The organism is Modestobacter excelsi (assembly GCF_005930495.1).
GTDB lineage: Bacteria > Actinomycetota > Actinomycetes > Mycobacteriales > Geodermatophilaceae > Modestobacter > Modestobacter excelsi.
This window is the reverse complement of sequence record NZ_SJEX01000100.1, coordinates 1-17267: the sequence shown is the minus strand read 5'-3', so window position 1 is coordinate 17267 and position 17267 is coordinate 1. Positions and strand designations below refer to the sequence as shown.

Genomic DNA, 17267 nt, shown 5'->3' with positions numbered 1-17267 from the left:
GGTCCCGGCCGACTCCGCGCCGGCCTCGGCATCCGTCGCGGCGGTCCCTGCCACAGCGGCTGCTGATCCCGCCTGTGCTGCGTCCGGGGCCTCGTGGGGCTGGTCGTACGGGCCCGTCCGCACCGGCTCCACCCGGAGTCCGCAGACCACGCCGTAGCCGAGCAGGTGCCGCATGCGCAGCCGCAACTTGTCGCGCATGTACGCCTGCTCGCGGCGGAAGTCGCGGGCCCCCAGCAGCTGGCCGTGGAAGTACCGCAGCCGACGCAGATCCGGCAGGTCCGATCCGCGTCCCGTCCGTGTCGTCTCTGTCATCTCCGGGTCCTCTCACTCCTCACCAGGCCAGCGTCTGCACGCCGACCGCCGTCCCCGACCGGACGGGGGTTCCGGTCCAGTGCCCGCGAGGCCCTGGCCACAGCACGCTCGACCGCCCCAGCCGGACCGGACGGGAGCGGGCTCCCGCCGGCGCGGGACCCAGGACCGGTGCCGGCAACGGCACCAGCGCCGTGTCCACCCCGACTGCGGACCAGACGCCGACGACGAGCCCCAGGCCGCCGCTGCGCACGGTCCCGACGGTGTGCGCGGGAGCCTGCCGGGCGACCAGCCGGCTGAGCGTCTGCTCCTCCTCCGGGGACAGCGCACGCGGCGGCAGAGTGACGCGGAACCGGTGGGCATGCGCCGACACCGCATCGGTGTCGGGATCACCACGGGCCCGCAGCGGCGTGGAGCCCAGCGGCGAGCCACCCACGCCCGCGGCATCGCCCAGGCGCAACCGCGCGGAAGCGCGCCCGAAGAGCCGGGCCTGGCCGAGCGTGCTCCCCGCGGCCGCCGGGTCGCCCGGCGCCGTGCCCGCTGCGGTGACTGTTGCCCAGAGCCGCTCGGCGGCCAGCTCCCGGATGTCGGGTGCCATCCCGGTGACGATCTCGATCACCCGGCTCAACGCCGCGGGGGTGCCCCGGGTGCGGTAGAGGTCGGGGGCTGCGGCCACGAGGCGGCGCCGGATGTCCGGACCCCAGCCCGCGTCGAACCCGAGCCCCAGCAGGCCGCCGAGCCAGGTCAGCGCGCCGTCCGGGACACCATCGACGTCGAGGAGAGCCGGGTAGCGCTCGATCACCCGGTCCAGGTCGGCCAGTGAGGCGTCGAACAGGGACAGGAAGCGCTCGGTGAAGTCCTCGGCCAGCGGGTCCTGGCGGAACGCCGCCGGCAGCAGGTCCGCGCTGGTCGAGCGGGGCAGGTCCAGCCGGACCCGGTACACCACCGGGGTGCGCTCCCCGTCGCTGGTCAGGGTGAGCCGCAGCCTCAGCCAGCGCCCGGGCGGTTGGTCCACGAGGTGGTCCAGAACGCCGGCGGGGGCCGCCTGCCAGTCGCGCTCGTGGGGTTCCGCCGCCCGGTCCTCGGTGACGGCGACCGCCACGGACAGGCTGCAGCCGGCCGGCACCTCGGCGTCCACCCGGACGCGGTGCCACCGGCACCGGGAGATGCCGCTGTCGAGAGGCCCGGTCACGAGGGTCCCGCTGGTCCTGAAGCGGGGTGCCCGCGGCGCGCCACCGGACAGGGCCGCTCCCGACCAGTCCGCGCACTCGTCGCGCGTCTCGCCCTCGCGCCCGGGTACCCGGAGGCAGAAGCCCCCGGCCCAGGCGGCGACCAGCGCGGACGCGGGCAGTGCCTCGGCCAGGGCAGCGGGGTCGGTGGTCGCGAACGCCGCACCGGGCCGGCCGGTCGACAGCCGCAGTGGTCCGCGGTCCCCGTCCCGGGAGAGCAGCCACACAGTGCCGCCGGGGCCGATCCGGAGCCCGACCAGCTGCCCGGCGACGCCGGTCCGGAGGCTGCCGTGCGGCGTGCCGTCCGGGCCGTAGCGCCACAGGCGGGACGCCTCGGCCCCGGCGGCCACCACCGCGCCGGTCGCGTCCACTGCGACCAGCCGCGCCCCGGGGTCATCGACCACCGCGGTGAGCTGCTCACCCTCGTGGTCCCAGATGAGCACCCGGCGCTTGTCCGCGACCGCGAGGCGGTGGCCGGCGGCGGCGACCGCGATGGGGTCGTGCAGCAGCTCCGGGTCGCAGGACGGCGTCCACAGCGGCCGCCAGGCGCCCGTGCAGGGATCGCGGCGCAGCAGTCGGGGGACGGCGCCGCTGGCGAGCAGGTACCAGCCGGACCGGCTGGAGTGCGCCAGCCGGGGATCCGGGAACCAGGGCAGGAGGTCGTCCCGGACCAGCCCTCCGCTGAGGGTGGCCAACCGGAGTCCGTCCTCGTCCGCCAACCCGGTGAGGCCGGTGCTGGCGGAGGTCGGGTCCGGCTGCCATCCCACGTACGGGTCCACGAGCCGGAACGTCGTGTTCGGGTCCGCCTGCGTCACGGGGCACCCCCCGCAGCCACGACGGTCCCGGTCGGGACCGGGACCAGCAACGGCCGCTCCGGCCACAGCAGCTCGGTCGCCGCCAACGGCAGGTCGGTGCACGCCGGCAACCGCAGGCCGTCGACGACCGCCGTGATCAGCGGCACCGCCATGATGCCGGGAACGGCCAGCAGGCGGCGGGTGAGCGCGACGCTGCGCAGTGCCCCGCCGAACGGCCAGCCCCCACCGTCGTCCCCACCGGTCAGCGGGTGCAGGTACCCGGTCAGGTCGTCCGTCGCCGCCCGCAGGACCTCGGCACGGTCCGCGGCGGGGGTGAGCACCACCCACGCCTCGACGTGCACCCGCCGGTAGGTGGCCGGAGCGGCGACGACGCGCACCCCCATCGGTGCAACCGATCCGCTCAGGTGGCTGACGACCGCCTGCAGCGTCGCCGGTGTCGGCATCGGCGGGTCCGTCTCATCGGTGACCGGCGGGACGACGAGCACCCCTACCACGCCGGCCGCCGGGACGCCGGGGTGCTCGGGGTCGAGCCCGGCCTCGCCGTGGGCACGGGCCAGCTGGGCCCCGGGGGCCTCCAGGGCCAGCAGGCCGTAGTCGGCGGCCGCGACCGCCCGCCCCCGGGCACGGAGCTGGGCCGCCCCGCGGCGGACGGCGTCGGACTGCGGCTCGGGATCCGAGCCCCCCTCGGCCGCGCGTGGGTTCGTCACCCCCACGACGTACGGCTGCGAGGTGACCATGGCGGTGATCGCGCCGGCCGGGACCCGACCGGCCCGGCCGCCACCCACCCGGTAGGCGAGAGCGGTGACGTTGCGGAAGCCGGGTGGTACCACGCGGCCCTGCACGCCGTCGCCGAAGGTGAGGACGCCGGTTCCGGGGTCGAGGGTGAACACCGGGTCGTCCGCGCCCCGCCCGGCGAGGCTGGGCACCTCCGACCAGGTGCTCGCCTTTCCCGGTGCGGTGCCGAAGACGTCGGTGCCGGCGTCGTCGTCCACCTGCAGCGTCACCGTGCCCGGCAGCACCGGCGTCCGGCTCAACCGCAGCCTGGTGCGGCCGTCCGGCACGGGGACCTGCACCGGTTCCGGCGCCTCGTTGCGGATCGTGGTGACCGCGTCGGCAGCCACCGTGTTCAACCGGACGTCGGTCAGCACCGGCGGCTCGGCGAGTCGTCCCTGCGTCAGGGTGGCGCGCAACCAGCGCAGCCCGGCGGCCGGCGCGCGGCCGCCCACGGCCGGCTGCCAGCCGCCGGGCAGTCGCAGTTCCACGATGCCGGCGGCCCGCAACGAGCCGGTGCCGTCCCGGAGCACGTCGACCGGCCTGAAGACGTCGCCGTCGAGCACCTCCCAGCGCAGCAGCGGCTCCCCGCTCAGCACCGCCGTGCCCCGCCCGCCGGCTGCGGCGGGCCGGGGCACGGGCGCCACCACGGCCACGACGCCCAGGTTCAGGTTCGGGTACGGCTCGGCGTCGCCGGCCAGCCCGATCCAGATCGCGTTGCCCGGACGCGGCCGGTCGCCCAGGGGTGCGAAGGGCGCTGCCGGGCCGGCCGCCCCGACGGTGACCGGTCGCCGGAGCCCGTCCTCCTCGATGACCAGGGTGCGCAGGGTGGCCGTCGTCGCCCAGAGATCGGTCCGGGTCTCGAAGACGACCTGGTCGCCGCCGCCCGCCGGCGGGGCCGCCACCTGGAAGCCGGCCGGCACGAGGACCGACCGACCATCGGGAGGTCGGGCCGTGAACTGGAGGACGGCCGCGGCAGGTGTCGCGGGGAGCGGGCTGACACCCGCCAGGGTCAGCTCCTCGACGAGCAGCTTCTCGGGCAGGCGGTTCGCCCGCTGCAGCACCGGCTCGAGCTGCGTACCGAACAGCCGGAGCAGCGCGACACCGGCGTCCCGCTGGTCCGGGTTGGTCCAATCGGGCGTGTAACCCGCGATCCGGGCGCGGACCGCCTCGCGGGCGGCCTCGCGGGTGGCGTCGACCAGCTCGGGCTGGACGCCGCTCGGGCCGGCACCGGGGACGGTCCCCGCGTCCTGGCGGCCGCCGGCCTCGCGGCCCCACCACGCCGGCTGGCTCATGACAGTCCCTGCCCCGGGTCCCCGGCCACGGGGGCGACCCGGACCTCCGTCAACGCAGGGAGCCAACCGGACCCCAGCGGGACGTCGAAGCAGGCTTCCTCCGGCTCGGCGCCGTCCAGGCCGATGGCCACCCGCTCGACCTGAGCCAGGTCCTCGAGCGCGGACTGTGCGGCGCGCAGCAACGCGGAGGGGCGGAGCGGCTCACCGAACGGCCAGCCCTCCTGCTCGGAGCCGCCCAGGAGCGGGTCCAGGAAACGGCGCAGGCCGGCGCGTACGGCTGCGCGGACAGCTTCCAGGTCGGTCGGCGCGCCGCTGAGCTCGACCCTCAGGGCCACCGGTCGATAGCGCGGAGGCAGCACGAAGAGCTCGGTGCCGATGAGCCGGGTGGGTTCCAGCCGGGCCGCGACCGCCCGCAGGATCCCGGGGTCCGGGCGGAGCCGGGGGTCGTACGCGGCGTCGGTGAGCCGCCCGGCCGGGTCGGTGACGCCGGGGACGACGCGGACGGTGATCGCGCCGGGCACCGTCGAGCATGGGTACCGGGGGTGTTCGCCGGGGCCGACGTAGCACCGGGCGACGGCGACCCCTCTCGTGCCGGTGACCAGCGTGACGACGTCGGCCGGGGTCACCGCGCGGGTGACCTCGTGCTGCGCGTCACCGATCCGCGCGCGGATCTGGGGCATCGTCTCGGCCTCCGCACCACCCGTGGCCGGCACGACGTTGTCGGCCGTCGCGACCAGACCCGGCTCGATGGGTGTGCCGTCCCTCACCACGGTCCAGTTCCGGGTGAGGCCGCCGTTGCCGACCGTCCCCCCGCCGACCTCGTACTCGACCTCGACCAGCAGCGCGGCTCCGGCGGAGTCGAGGTCGGGAACCGGGATGGCGCCGGTCAGCCCGTCCCCGAACCGGACCGCGCCGGCGTCCCGGTCCGCCACGAAGACCCGGTGCGCAGGTCCGGCGAAGGTGAACGCGTCGGCGACCGTCCACGGCTGCTCGGTCCCGTCCCGGGTGATCCGGACCTCCGCCGACAGCAGCGTTCCCCTGGCCGCGGGCAGGTCCAGGTGCTGGCCGGGCAGCCGACGCCAGGCGCGCAGCTGCCCCACGAGGTCCTTCCCGGTCACGGCGAGTCGGCGCCGGTGCGTCGCCGGCACCGCGTTCGGGACCAGCTGGAGCAGGACCGGCGCAGTGCTGAAGGTGGCCGCGGGGGTGCTCAGCCGCAGCCCGTACGCCCGGGGCGCCGGGTCCGGTCCTCCGCTGCACCAGTCCGCCGGCAGCGGCACCCGCAGCACGCCGGAGCGGCGCAGGCCCGCGGTGCCGTCCACCGCGGCGTCGGCCCCGGCCACGTCCGTCCCGATGGCCGGGTCGTCGGGCTCCGGCACGTACCACGACCAGACCAGTTCGGCCGGCGGCGGTACGTCGGCCAGCGACCCCGGCAGCCATGCGGCCGGACACCGGTCGGGCACGTCGAGCTGCAGCAGCAGCGACAGCTGCGCCTGCCGCGGGGCCCGGCCGAAGGCTTTGGGCAGCGGGAGCACGAACCGCACCTCCGCGGGACCGGCGTCCGGGGTGAACAGCGGCACTGGCCGGTGTGCGACCAGGTCGGCCGTGCGCTCCCGTCCCCCGGCCCACAGCCGCAGCGCATCGTCGACGACGGGCAGCACCGTGGTGGGCCCCTGGACGGTGAACGCGACCTGCTGCTCGGGGTCGCGGGCGAACACCGTCCCGTCGGGCACGAGGGGCGCGGCGGTCCCGGCCTGTTCGGCGTGCAGCCTGAGGACCGTGCCGGCCGCCCGCGCAGACCGCGGGCCGGGCAGCCCGAGCAGCCGCGCCACGGCGAGGACCAACTCGTCCGGCACCTGGTCGAGCCAGTACAGCCGCTGCTCGAGCAGGTAGGCGAACAGCTCGAGCAGGGTGATCCCCGGGTCCACCGGGGAGTGCAGGGTCCAGGTGCCGTCCGACTCAGCGGGCACCCGGCGCCGGATGGCCTCGACCATCGGCGCCCACTCGAGGTCGTCCAGGAGCAGCGGCTGCAGGGTCACGGCAGCCTCCCGCTGAGCCCGAGGTAGTACGGGAAGACGAGGTTGGCCCGCGTGTTCGTCCGGCGGATCCGGTAGACGACCGAGACCGTCACGCGCGACTGGTCCTGCGGCACCGTCTCCGCTCGGACGTCGTCGAGCTCGACCCGCGGCTCGAACCGCGTCACCGCCTCCCGGATCGAGTCCTCGAGGTCGTGCAGGTTCTGCGTGCTGCCCGGCGCGAACACGAGGTCCGGCGCCCGGGTGCCGAGGTCGGGCCGCATCACCCGCTCGCCGAGCCCGGTGAGCAGGAGCGCGCGCAGGCAGGCGTCGATGCTCGCCTCGCCGCTGGCGTAGCCGAGCCGGCCGGCGTCGTCGGGGATGATCGGGAACCGCCAACCCGTGCCGATGAAGTCCTCGCTCATGACGCGACCACCTGGCTCGCCGTCGGTGCCGGTGCCGGGAGCGGGATCGCCGGACCGGTCGGCCCTGCGGCGGACGGATGCGTGTGGGTGAGGAACCCCGCGAGGAGCACCGGCTGGGAAACCGGGATCCCCTGCCCGAGTGCGACGTTCGCGGCGGACAGGCTGATCGATGCGCCGCTGATCGTGACCGTGCCGCCGGCCTGGAGCGTGATGTTCCCCGACGTCTGCAGGGTGATCCCGCTGCTGTCGACCACGACGCTGCTGCCGCCCGCCGCGGCGACCCGGACGGTGCCGCCCTGGTCATCCAGCTCCACGGTGTGCCCTCCGGTCGACGCCAGCCGGACCTTCTTGCCCTGGTCGTCCAGTTCGACGGTGTGCCCGGCGGCCGACCGCACCCGGACCGCCGCCTGACTGGACTGGTCGTCGAAGGTGAGCTGGTGACCGGCCTTGGTCCGTATCGTCTTCTGGTCCTTGCCGTCCACGGGGGCAGCCGGCGGCTTGTCCTTGCCGTTGTAGAGGCCGCCGACGACGATCGGGAACCGCATGTCGCCGTGCACGAAGGCGACGAGCACCTCGTCGCCGCGCTCGGGCACGAAGGTGGCGCCGTAGCCGTCGCCGGCGTAGAGCTGGCAGACCCGGCACCAGTCGGTGACCGTTCCGCCGTCGAACCAGGGGAACGTCACCTTGACCCGGCCCTCGTCGTCCCCCGCCGACTGCTGCACGATCGCCTCGACAACGCCGTAGTAGCGCTTGTCGGTGCTGCGTGAACGGGCGGTCGCCGAGCTCATCGGGTACCTCCGTCGTAGATGCGCCGAGCGTTGAACTGGGTGAAGAAGCCGCCGGAGCCGAGGGTGTGCTCCACCCGCTTGACGAAGTAGGTGCCGGAGAACCGCTGGCCCAGGCCGTAGATCTCCAGGTTGTCGCCAGGGCGGAGCTCGGGCAGGCCGGCCAGCCTGCCCGTGGCGGTGATGAACTCGTAGGCACGCTCCCGGAGCAGGCTGATCGCCAGCTCACGCGCCTCCTGGTCACTGCTCACCGGCGCGTCCACCGTGACGTCCTGCCGACCGGCGAGGGTCTTCTCGGCCAGTGCCGGGCCGGACGAGCCCTGCTGGCCAGGCGTCGACGGCAGGTCCTGCGCCGACGCGGTGTAGACGAGCTGCTGCTTGGTGCGGGGGTCCCAGCCGCGGACGGTGACCTTCCCGACCTGGCCGGAGATGGTGAGGGTGGGGGTGAAGTCCAACAGGTTGGGCACCAGCCCGGCCGGTTGCGCACTGGGCCCGGTGCTGAGACCGGGCGCATAGGCCAGCCGGAACACGCGCAGGCCGCCGCCGTCCCTGCCGTCCGTCGGCCGGACGAAGTGCAGGGTCTGCACGCCGCTCTCGTCGGGGAGGATGTAGCAGTCGTAGTCGATCCGCTTGGCCCGCTCCATCAGGAACGTGGCGTCGTCCTGCGCCTTCTGTACCACCAGCTCATAGGTGGGTCCGGTGTCGTCGACCCGGGCGGCGAGCCGGTTGCGCTGAGCCACCTGCTGCGCGATCTGGGCGTCGGTGACGTCCCGGTAGTAGGACGTCTCCCCCTCGGCGGGCTTGCGGTCCTTCAGCTGCATCATCCCGTCGACGCCGCTGATCGCCACCGTGGGTGCGGAGCCGTCGGGGAAGGCCGGGGACAGCGTGCTGATGGTGCCGGTTGCGACGGTGAGCAGCTCGTCGGCGTAGCCGAGCCTCACCGTCACCCGGTTGCCGATCTGGAAGGTCGCCGAGTCGCTGTGCTTGAAGCGCCGACGCACGTCGTCCCAGTTGTTCAGGGTCATGTCGAAGCCCGACATCTCGTCGAGGTCGCGATGCACCTTGACGTCGATGACGTCGTTCTTCGTGGTCGGGTCGGCCTGCAGCCCCTCGATGAGCACCTGGAACTCGGGTGCGTACCGATCCGGGGGTGCGACCTGGGGCTGGCCGCCTGGCACGGTCACGGTCACTCCAGCCGAGGTGCGGTCAGAACCTGCCCGGGGCGCAGGTCGCGGGGGTTGGTGATGCCGTTCGCCCGCGCGATGTCCCGCCAGGCGTCGGGCCGCTGGTAGAGGCCGTTCGCGATGCTGGCCAGCGTGTCGCCGCGGCGGACCACGTAGCTCTTCTCGACGGTGGGCGACGAGCCGGGCCGTTCGAGCGCCTGCACCGCGGCGCGGCGGTACTCCTTGAGGGTCAGGTCGAGCTTCGCCCGCAGCGGCGTCCCTCCCGGCAGGAAGAGCTGGTAGGTGATGTCGAGCTTCTCCAGGACGGCGGTGAACACCGGGCCACCCCAGACGAACCGGACGATCGGCGGCGCGTGCAGCCGGCCGTCCGGGCGCATCAGGTCCCGGAGCCTGTCGACGTAGGCGACCCGGACGTCCTGCAGGGTGTCGGAGGTGTCCACCAGCGCCTCGAGGCTGAGGGACTCCGGCGTCCCGCGGACGTACTGCAGGGGCGGGGACTCCAGGCCCGGGATGCTGATCTCGGCGAAGGTGTTGCCCTTGCTGAGCTTGTAGTCCGTCGGGTTGAACCGCAGCGGGATCCGCAGCCGCTGCTGCGCGTCCCCGGGGGGATCGAGCACCTCCAGGTGTGCCTCGGCGACGCCCCCCACGGCGGCGGCCGCGGGACTGGTCACCGGTCCACCGACCGGTCACCGATGCCGCGCTCGGCCTCGGTGCGGCAGCGTCGCGACCGCTCGTCCTCGACCGCCCGGGCCCAGGCCCGGATGTGCCGCTCGAACAGCCGGGTGAACTCGGCCTGGTCGTTGCCCTCCACGTGGAACCGCACGTCGAGCTGCTGGATGGTCACCGAAGCCATGTGCGTCACCTCCTGGTCAGCTGCGTCGCGGCGGTGCTCGGATCGACCCGGGTCAGGCCCTCGTGCGCGATCTCCAGCGCCTCCAGGGCGACCGCGTTCTGCTCGGCATGCAGGTCCGGCCCGGTCCACTTGGCAGCGAGGCCGCCGTGGAAGGCCCAGCTGACCGCGGGGATCCCGGCCGCGTCGAGGAGCAGCACCGAGCCGTCGCGACGCCCGCCGAGCGATCCGGACAGGCCGGCCTGGTACCAGCTCCACAGGCCCGGATCGAGGACCAGCCCGCGGCGGAGGGTGAGCCGGTTCCAGCTGTGCCGCAGGGGCAGTTGGTGGACGGAGTCGTTCCGGCCGCCCTCCGCGTAGGCCACGACCTCCAGCTGCGCGCCGAGCCCGGTCACCTCCTGGAACGCCGCGCCCGCGACGAGCGGCACGAGCGCCGCCTGCGCGGGAGGCAGGTAAGCGTCCCCGGGGTCCAGGGTGACCACGAACCGGAACTTCGGCAGCGGGTCCGGCGCGGCCGGGAGGACGCCGCCGGAGGGGCCCGTCATGACTCCAGCACCTCCAGCCCACGGTCCTGACCGAGCACCACCCGGATGCGGATGAACTCCATGGGCACGACAGGCGCCACCTCGACGTCGCAGACGACGACCTCCGGTGCCTGGCCCGGCGGGTTGTTCTGCTCGTCGCAGAGGATCCGGAAGGCCTCCTCCGGCCGGTCGCCGGCGAGTGCGCCGGACCGGAACGCGGCCAGCAGCACCGACGTGATGCCGCGTACCAGGGTGAGCCGCAGCTGTGGGCCGTTGACCTCGAAGACCAGCGGGCCGGCGACTCCCCGGATCGCGCGGACGAGCAGGTGCACCAACCTCCGGTGCGCGACGTACCGACCACCGGGGGTCGTGGCCAGCGTCCGACCGCCCCAGACCTGCACCCCGCGGCCGGTGGAGGAACGGAGGAGGTTCACGCCTGCCTCGAACAGCCGGACCTCCTGCGCCATGGGCAGTCCGAGCTCGAGGTCGACCGCCTCGAGGACCACCGCGTTCGCGGGGGTGTGGTGCGGCCCCCGCTCGCCGTCCAGCCGCGCGATCACACCTAGGACGTGTCCGGCGGCCGGCACCGTGGCGACCGTGTCGTCAGCACCTGCGGGACCGGCACGCACACGGAGCCGTGGGTGGTAGACGGCGGCGCACCGCAGCAGCCGCTCGTCCCCCACGGCCCGGACCTCCTGTACCCAGGCGATCGCCGCGTCCACCGACGGACCCGATGACTCCGGCCCAGTCCCTCGCAGCGCCACCTCGGTGTCCGGGGCGGGCGCGGCCGGCATGTCGAGCACGACCAAGCGGTCCTGGGTCGGCTCGACCGCGGTGAGCAGATCGAGCACCGCCTGGGCGGGACCCGCTCCGGCGAGGTCGTCGGCCAGATCCGGTGCGCAGACCAGGGCCGGTTCCTGGAGCTCGGCCACGGTCTCCGCGGCCAGCCGGTAGTCGGCGGGCCCAGGGGGGACGTCGGTGCCGCGGCAGCGATCCTGGTCCTCGGCGGGCGCGCCGGCCAGCCTCCCGAGCTCCAGGTCCCACTGCCGCACCAGCGGCCCGCCGGTGCCGGCCGGTGACATCCGGTCCCCGAGCGGGACCAGGCGGATGAACCGCGACGCGGCCAGCTGATCGACGAGCCGCTCCGGCGCTGTCGGCGGAAACGTCTCGGCGGGCTCGCCGGGAGGGACGACCCGGACGCTGATCGTGGGCGGACCGGCCACGCTGCTCGCCTGATAGCGGAGTCGAACCCGCGTGTTGTTCGCCCAGGTACCAGGGCTCGTGGCCAGCACCTGGTAGTCGCGGTGGTCGAGCCCGGCCGGCGCCGGGTCCCCCGGCGTCCACACCGTGCTCGCCGTCCGCCCCGCTCGGCCGACCCGCAACACCCACGCCGTCCGGCCGCCGTTCTCGAAGAACCCGCGGACGGCGAGCGGCGTCGACGCAGCGCCGTTGACGGGGCCGAACCAGCGCTCGAAGTCCAGCCGGCTCTCCACCCGCACCGGGACACCGATCGGGCCACGCCGGGTCCGGCCGAGGACGGCGGCCACGTCGGTGCGCAGCACGTCCTGCTCGGCCGGGGGTGGCACCACCTCGAGCGCGAGGCCGGGCAACGCGTCGGTGACCACGGCGCAGCCTCCAGGAGTTCGACGGAGCGGTCACGCGACGCGTGACCGGATGGGTCAGACGTCGATCAGGACGCCCTCGACCGCCAGGACGAGGGTCTCCATGGCGATCTCGTTCTTGTTCGCCCCGAGCGACGGGCCGGTGTACTTGGTGGGCCAGGCGCGGCTGAAGTTCCAGCGCATGACCTCCTGCCGGTTCTCGTCGAGCATGATGATCGAGCCGGCGGTGCGCCGGACCTTGCCGTTCATGGCCTCCACGACCCAGTTCCAGAAACCGATGTGGCCGGTGATGCCGCGTTTCAGCGTGATGTTCGAGAACTTCTTCAGGCCGGGGATCTTGCGCACGGTGATGTCCTCGGCGCCGCCCCGGTACTCGATCGGTGAGATCTCCACCTCCAGCCCGGTGATCTCGGTGAACGCCCCGCTCACCGCGACGCCGTCGTCGCTCACGTTCGTGACGATGACCTGGAAGTTGAAGGCGGCGTACGGGTCTTCCCGGGTGACCGGTGGCATCGCTGGGCTCCTTCATCGCTCGAGGGCTGCCGGGGTCCGCTCAGACGAGCTGGGCCTCTCGGGTCTTCTGCTGGATCCGGAAGATGACGAACTCGGCGGGGAACACGGGCGCGACGCCGATCACGCAGATCAGTCGCCCGTTCTGCAGGTCGTCCTCGGTCATCGTGGTGCGGTCGCAGGCCACGAAGAACGCCTCGTCCGGCGTCGTCCCGGCCAGCGCCCCGCTGCGCCACGTGGTGGTCAGGAAGTTGCTGACCGTCTGCTTGACCAGTGCCCAGAGCGCCTCGTCGTTGGGCTCGAACACCGCCCACTGGGTGCCCTCGTCGATCGACTCCTCCAGGTAGATGAACAGCCGGCGGACGTTGACGTACTTCCATGACGAGTCCGACGAGAGCGTCCGCGCACCCCAGACCCGGTGCCCGAACCCCGGGAAGAACCGCAGCGCGTTGATCCCCTTGGGGTTCAGCACGTCCTGCTCGCGCTTGCTGATGTCCTGGGCGAACCCGTCCCGGACCCGGACGCCGCGCACCACCGAGTTGGCCGGTGCCTTGTGGACCCCCCGTTCGATGTCGGTCCGGGCGTAGATGCCGGCCATGTGGCCGGACGGGCCCACGTGGAGCGCCGGTCCCCGCCCCGAGGGGTCCGGGATCACCAGCCAGGGGTGGTAGAGCGCGGCGTAGCGGGTGTCGTACGCCTCGCGGAACTGCCGGACCCCCTCGATGGAGAGGCCGTCCTGCGGGTCGAGGACGGCGAACCTGTCCTTGAGGCTCTCGCAGTGGGTGATCAACGAGGACTGCACGGTTCCCGACCACACGCTGGGGACCGCGCAGATGGCGATCTCGTCGATGTCCTCCAGCGCAACGATCCCCGTGCGGCGCCCGCTGCCGCCGTCGGTGCCGACGAAATCGCCGGTGTCCAGGGAGTCGAAGTTGTCGTCGCCGTCCGCGAGGCTGAGCCACCCGCCGCGTACGTCGACCGGGAAGCGGCTGGGGTCGCCGCTCAACGCGGCGCCACGGGCGGCTCGAACCAGCTGGGACGACGCGGCCAGGACGCTCTCGATGCTCTCCGGCTGTTCCGCGGCGGCCGTCAGCCGGATCGGCCCCAGCGATTCCTCCACGAGATCGCCCGTCTCGTCGGTGAACCGCGCGAGCACCGTCGCCTCGACGAGGGAGAGCCGGTCGGTCTCGAACAGAGGATCGCCCCCCGGAGCCTCGTTCAGGGTGACGACGTCGTCCGCAGCTTCCCCAGCCACGCTCCGCAGGAGGAGTCGTGACCCGTCGTCGATCTGAAGTTGAGCCTCGCGGTACAGCCGGGACGCGCTGGCGACCCGGATGGTCCGGGCGGTCGGGTCAGGGTTCACCCGACGGACACGACGAACCCCGAAGCCGGTCCTCCACCCAGGGTGGTTTGTGCCGGTGGCCAGCGTGAGCGTGAACTGGGTGGCGTCGCCGGCCACGGGGTCGATGTGGTCCACCGGGAGCCTGAACTGCCCGGCCAGGACCCAGGAGTCGTCCTGTGTGGCGGCCAGACCGGTGGTCGCCTCGACGACGAGAGTGGGGCTGTTCGCGGCGGCGTCCTGCGCCAGGCGGGTCACGAACAACGCTCCCTCGGACGGGTCCGGGAGCAGCCGCAGGGTCGCCGACGCGACCGGCTCCACCCGTACCTGCACGCTGTCGCCCCAGCCGCCCGGGCTGGCCGCGCCGAACCTGACGGTCCGGTTGGCCGCCGTGTTCGGGTCCTGCACCACGCCCCCGACCCGGACAACGTCCCCTCGGCCGGCGCGCACCTCCTCCCTCAGCGCCGTCGCCAGCGTGATCGACGGTCCGGTGGAGTCGTACGAGGCGATGGTGGTGCTGAGCATCTCCGTGCCGTCGGTCCCCCGCACGAGGGTGACTGCGGTCCCGTTGCCCCCCAACCCGAGCAGGTCGCTGATCTGGAGCGTCGCGGCACCGGTGGCGGCGTCGGCGGTGATCCGGGCGAACCGGCCCCGGCCCATGGAGCCAGATGACGCGGCGGCGCCGCCGGCGGCGACACGTTTGACGTACAGCCGCTGTCCGCCGTTGACGAAGAAGCCCTGCACGGAGTGCGCGAGCCTCCACCAAATGCCGCCCTCGACCGGGTCGTTCGTCCAGCGCGCCGCCAGTCCGACGTCCGGCTGGGGAAGGAAGCCGCCGAAGGTCCGCTGGTACTCGAGGAAGTTCGTCACCAGCCGCGGCTTCCCGTCGACGGGCCCGCGCACCGTGACCCCCACCATGCCGGTCGTGGTGGTGCTCACCCCGGCGATCGGACGCGGGCCGGCGTCGATCTCCTCGACATAGACGCCTGGGCTCAAGTACTCGGGCATGGGGACTCCCTCGGTCAGCTGATCTCGATGACGAGCAGCCCGAGCGGCTCGTCGGTCACGTGGACGTGCAGAGCGCCGCTGCGGTCCGGGCTCTCGGTGGCGGTCAGGTCGAAGGCCTCGCCGCCGACCTCGTGCACGCCTTGGAATCGCAGGGCCAGCGCGAACGCGCCGTCCGGCCCGCTGAGGGACCGCTCGGTCCAGGGGACGAGGTCAGGATCGCTCGTCCCCCCCGCCTGGACGAGCGCGTTCGGCACCGGCCGGCCCGTGACGCCATCGCGGACCGTGCCGCGCACCACCCGGGTACCCGGCGGGAATGCATACGTCGGACCGGGGAGCATGGGCACGACCACCGCCTGGCCCACCTGCTCCGGCGGGTGGTCGTCATCGAAGGGGTGGGCGAGGAACTCGATGCCGACCAGATCCGCCCAGAAGTTGCCGCCCGCCCCGAGCACCAACGGGTACCTGCCGGGCGCGGCCAGCCGGCAGCGGAACAGTTGGGACTGCGGGTCGAACGGCCAGACGCGGCGGTTCAGCCCCGGATAGGCGATGACACCGCCGGGAGTGCGGGTGGCACGCACCTCCGTCGTGCGCCACCCCGCGGCGTCCCAGACGTCCAGCGCGGCGGACACACCCCTGGCCGAGCGGACCCGTCGGAAGTCGTCGACGGGGACGAGCCACGCCGGGCTGCTCGTCGTCCGCTGTTCACCCGCCAGCAGCGCCCACCCCTGCGCGGCGGTCACCGGACCGGCTCCAGGGCTGCGGCAGTGGGCCCGAGATGGGTCGCGGGCTGCAGGCTGCGACTGGCGACCGGGACGACGGGCGTGGCTCCGGACGCGTCCAGGTTGACGACCCGGACCTCGTAGTTCAGGGACAACCGGTACGGCTTCTGGATCGCGTACCAGACCCAGGACTTCTGCTCCAGCGACAGCGGGGTGAAGGTGAACCGGAGGACGTCGGTGCTGCCGGCGAGACTGCCCGACAGCTGGCCGCCCTCGAGGATCGCGTCGTCGTAGAGGACCTGCAGCGTCCGGCCGAGCATCTGGTGCTGGGCGATCTGGGTACCACCCCAGGGGGTCATCAGGTAGCGCAGCAGAAGGGCCATCGGCGGCTTGCGCACCGACGGTCGATCCGGCGGTGTGGACAGCACCGGTGGGCGGTTCCGGCTCGCCGGGTCCTCGGAGATGTCGTACAGGAAGACGGTGAGCTTGGAGACCGACGACTGCACCGCATCGGACAGGTCGTTCAGCTCGACCACCGGAGGCGCGGGCTGCAGGTCCGCGAACGCCTCTTCCAGCCGGCGGACGATGATGGCCGAGACGTCTGCGACGACGGTGAAGTCCGCCATCTCAGCACTCCGTCCGAGCTCGACGGTCGCTCGGTCGCCGGTCCTGGCCCCCGGCGGTCATGGCTGGGCTCGGTCGTCCGGCGTCCGGTCGGTCCCCTGCACGTCCCCGGGGCCCTCCCGTGCGCCCTCCTCCCCCATGCACTCCTGCACTGCCGGTAGGAGGCCGGCCCACGTGCGGAATCGGGCCACGACCTGACCCGAGGCGGTCACCACCTCGCCGTGCACGAGGTCGCCGTGGCCCTCCACCACCAACCGGAGGACGGCCACCACCGTGCGCTTCCGGGCGAGTGCTTCTCCGTTGCATGAGCTGGACACCAAGTCCTCGAGAGATCGACTGGTGTCAGTCCTACCGAGGGCCCCTCAGGTCTCCGTCGGTACGGCGTCAACCCCGGGGGAAGTGGACGTCAGATCTGGATCAGATGTCGCACACAGACCGTCACACGCTGTCCGGCGCGACCCGGATCCGCGCGAAGAGCGCGTCGGTGAGGGGTTCCGGTCCGGCACCGAACTCGACGTCCAGGATCCGGGCACAGGTGCGGTACTGGCGCAGCGCCTGCGCTCGCTCCCCCAGCCGGACGTGGCAGCGCATGACCAGCCGATGGGCGTCCTCCCGGCACGGGTCGGCGGCCAGCAGCCGCATGGCATACCGCAGCGCCTGCACGTACTGCTGCTGCTCGAAGTGCTGGTCGGCCAGGCGGCTCAACAGGGACAGGTGCACGGCGCGCAGCCGCTCGCGCTCGACGATCGCGCGCAGGTCGTCGCACGCGTACACGTCGCCCCGGTAGAAGTCGACCGCGGCCGCGAGGGCGGCGACGGCAGCGCTTGCATCCGCGGTCCGCAGGTGGGCCTCGGCGGTGCTGACGAGCGCGTCGAACTGCGCCGTGTCCACGCCCACACCGGCGTCCACGTTCAACTGGCAGGCACCGGAGCGCTGGACGATGGGCGGCGCCCCGTCGAGCGCATCCCCCAGCGTCTCGTGCAGGCCGTGCAGCATGCTGCTGAGCGCGTGCGAGCCCCGCGACTCGTCACTGTCCGGCCAGAGCGCCCCCAGCAGCACCTGCCGGGACACGCGGTGCCGCTGGCCGAGCGCCAGGAGGGTCAGGAGCATCGCGGTCTTGCCGCCACCGCGCATGGGGACCTCGGTCCCGGCCTTGAGGACCCGGAAGTCCCCGAGGAGGCAGATCAGTACCGGTCGGGTGTCCGGCAGTGCCGGCGCCCCACCCCCGTGTGTCATCCCCCTGCTC

At 73.5% G+C, this 17267-nt stretch carries 16 protein-coding genes; all 16 read right to left on the bottom strand.

What is annotated here, in order from left to right; all coding sequences use genetic code 11:
* On the bottom strand, positions 1–312 hold a 312-nt coding region (locus FHL80_RS25820), incomplete at its 3' end, for a hypothetical protein (RefSeq protein ID WP_216870969.1).
* Positions 313–331: 19 nt separating this feature from the next.
* Entirely contained in the window at positions 332–2353 is a 2022-nt protein-coding gene (locus FHL80_RS22580; protein ID WP_138735586.1) for a phage tail protein, read from the bottom strand.
* Positions 2350–4419, bottom strand: coding sequence for a putative baseplate assembly protein (locus tag FHL80_RS22575; protein ID WP_138735585.1), 2070 nt, complete (start codon positions 4417–4419; stop codon positions 2350–2352). The genes FHL80_RS22580 and FHL80_RS22575 overlap by 4 nt, the downstream gene beginning before the upstream one ends.
* The gene (locus FHL80_RS22570) at positions 4416–6455 is read right to left on the bottom strand and encodes a baseplate J/gp47 family protein (RefSeq protein WP_138735584.1); all 2040 of its coding nucleotides are present in this window, start codon (positions 6453–6455) and stop codon (positions 4416–4418) included. The genes FHL80_RS22575 and FHL80_RS22570 overlap by 4 nt, the downstream gene beginning before the upstream one ends.
* Positions 6452–6856: a GPW/gp25 family protein gene (locus FHL80_RS22565; RefSeq protein ID WP_138735583.1), complete on the bottom strand. Its 405-nt coding sequence runs from the start codon at positions 6854–6856 to the stop codon at positions 6452–6454. The genes FHL80_RS22570 and FHL80_RS22565 overlap by 4 nt, the downstream gene beginning before the upstream one ends.
* On the bottom strand, positions 6853–7644 hold the full coding sequence (locus FHL80_RS22560) for a phage baseplate assembly protein V (RefSeq protein WP_138735582.1): 792 nt from the start codon (positions 7642–7644) through the stop codon (positions 6853–6855). The genes FHL80_RS22565 and FHL80_RS22560 overlap by 4 nt, the downstream gene beginning before the upstream one ends.
* A complete protein-coding gene (locus FHL80_RS22555) occupies positions 7641–8825 on the bottom strand; it encodes a phage late control D family protein (protein WP_216870968.1) in 1185 nt (394 codons plus the stop codon). The genes FHL80_RS22560 and FHL80_RS22555 overlap by 4 nt, the downstream gene beginning before the upstream one ends.
* A gap of 2 nt (positions 8826–8827) precedes the next feature.
* Positions 8828–9496: a CIS tube protein gene (locus tag FHL80_RS22550; RefSeq protein WP_138735581.1), complete on the bottom strand. Its 669-nt coding sequence runs from the start codon at positions 9494–9496 to the stop codon at positions 8828–8830.
* A complete protein-coding gene (locus tag FHL80_RS22545) occupies positions 9493–9678 on the bottom strand; it encodes a putative phage tail protein (protein ID WP_138735580.1) in 186 nt (61 codons plus the stop codon). Before FHL80_RS22545 ends, FHL80_RS22550 begins: the two co-directional genes overlap by 4 nt.
* Before the next feature lie 5 nt (positions 9679–9683).
* Complete coding sequence (locus tag FHL80_RS22540) at positions 9684–10220, bottom strand: phage tail protein (RefSeq protein ID WP_138735579.1); 537 nt, start codon at positions 10218–10220, stop codon at positions 9684–9686.
* Entirely contained in the window at positions 10217–11824 is a 1608-nt protein-coding gene (locus FHL80_RS22535) for a phage tail sheath subtilisin-like domain-containing protein (protein ID WP_138735578.1), read from the bottom strand. The genes FHL80_RS22540 and FHL80_RS22535 overlap by 4 nt, the downstream gene beginning before the upstream one ends.
* A 54-nt stretch (positions 11825–11878) precedes the next feature.
* Positions 11879–12334, bottom strand: coding sequence for a phage tail protein (locus FHL80_RS22530; RefSeq protein ID WP_138735577.1), 456 nt, complete (start codon positions 12332–12334; stop codon positions 11879–11881).
* Positions 12335–12374: 40 nt separating this feature from the next.
* Positions 12375–14678, bottom strand: coding sequence for a phage tail sheath family protein (locus tag FHL80_RS22525; protein WP_138735576.1), 2304 nt, complete (start codon positions 14676–14678; stop codon positions 12375–12377).
* Between the two features lie 14 nt (positions 14679–14692).
* Positions 14693–15418, bottom strand: a complete 726-nt coding sequence (locus tag FHL80_RS22520; protein WP_138735575.1) for a carboxypeptidase regulatory-like domain-containing protein — start codon at positions 15416–15418, stop codon at positions 14693–14695.
* Complete coding sequence (locus FHL80_RS22515) at positions 15415–16023, bottom strand: Pvc16 family protein (protein ID WP_138735574.1); 609 nt, start codon at positions 16021–16023, stop codon at positions 15415–15417. Before FHL80_RS22515 ends, FHL80_RS22520 begins: the two co-directional genes overlap by 4 nt.
* A gap of 436 nt (positions 16024–16459) precedes the next feature.
* On the bottom strand, positions 16460–17267 hold an 808-nt coding region (locus FHL80_RS22510; protein ID WP_216870967.1), incomplete at its 5' end, for an AfsR/SARP family transcriptional regulator.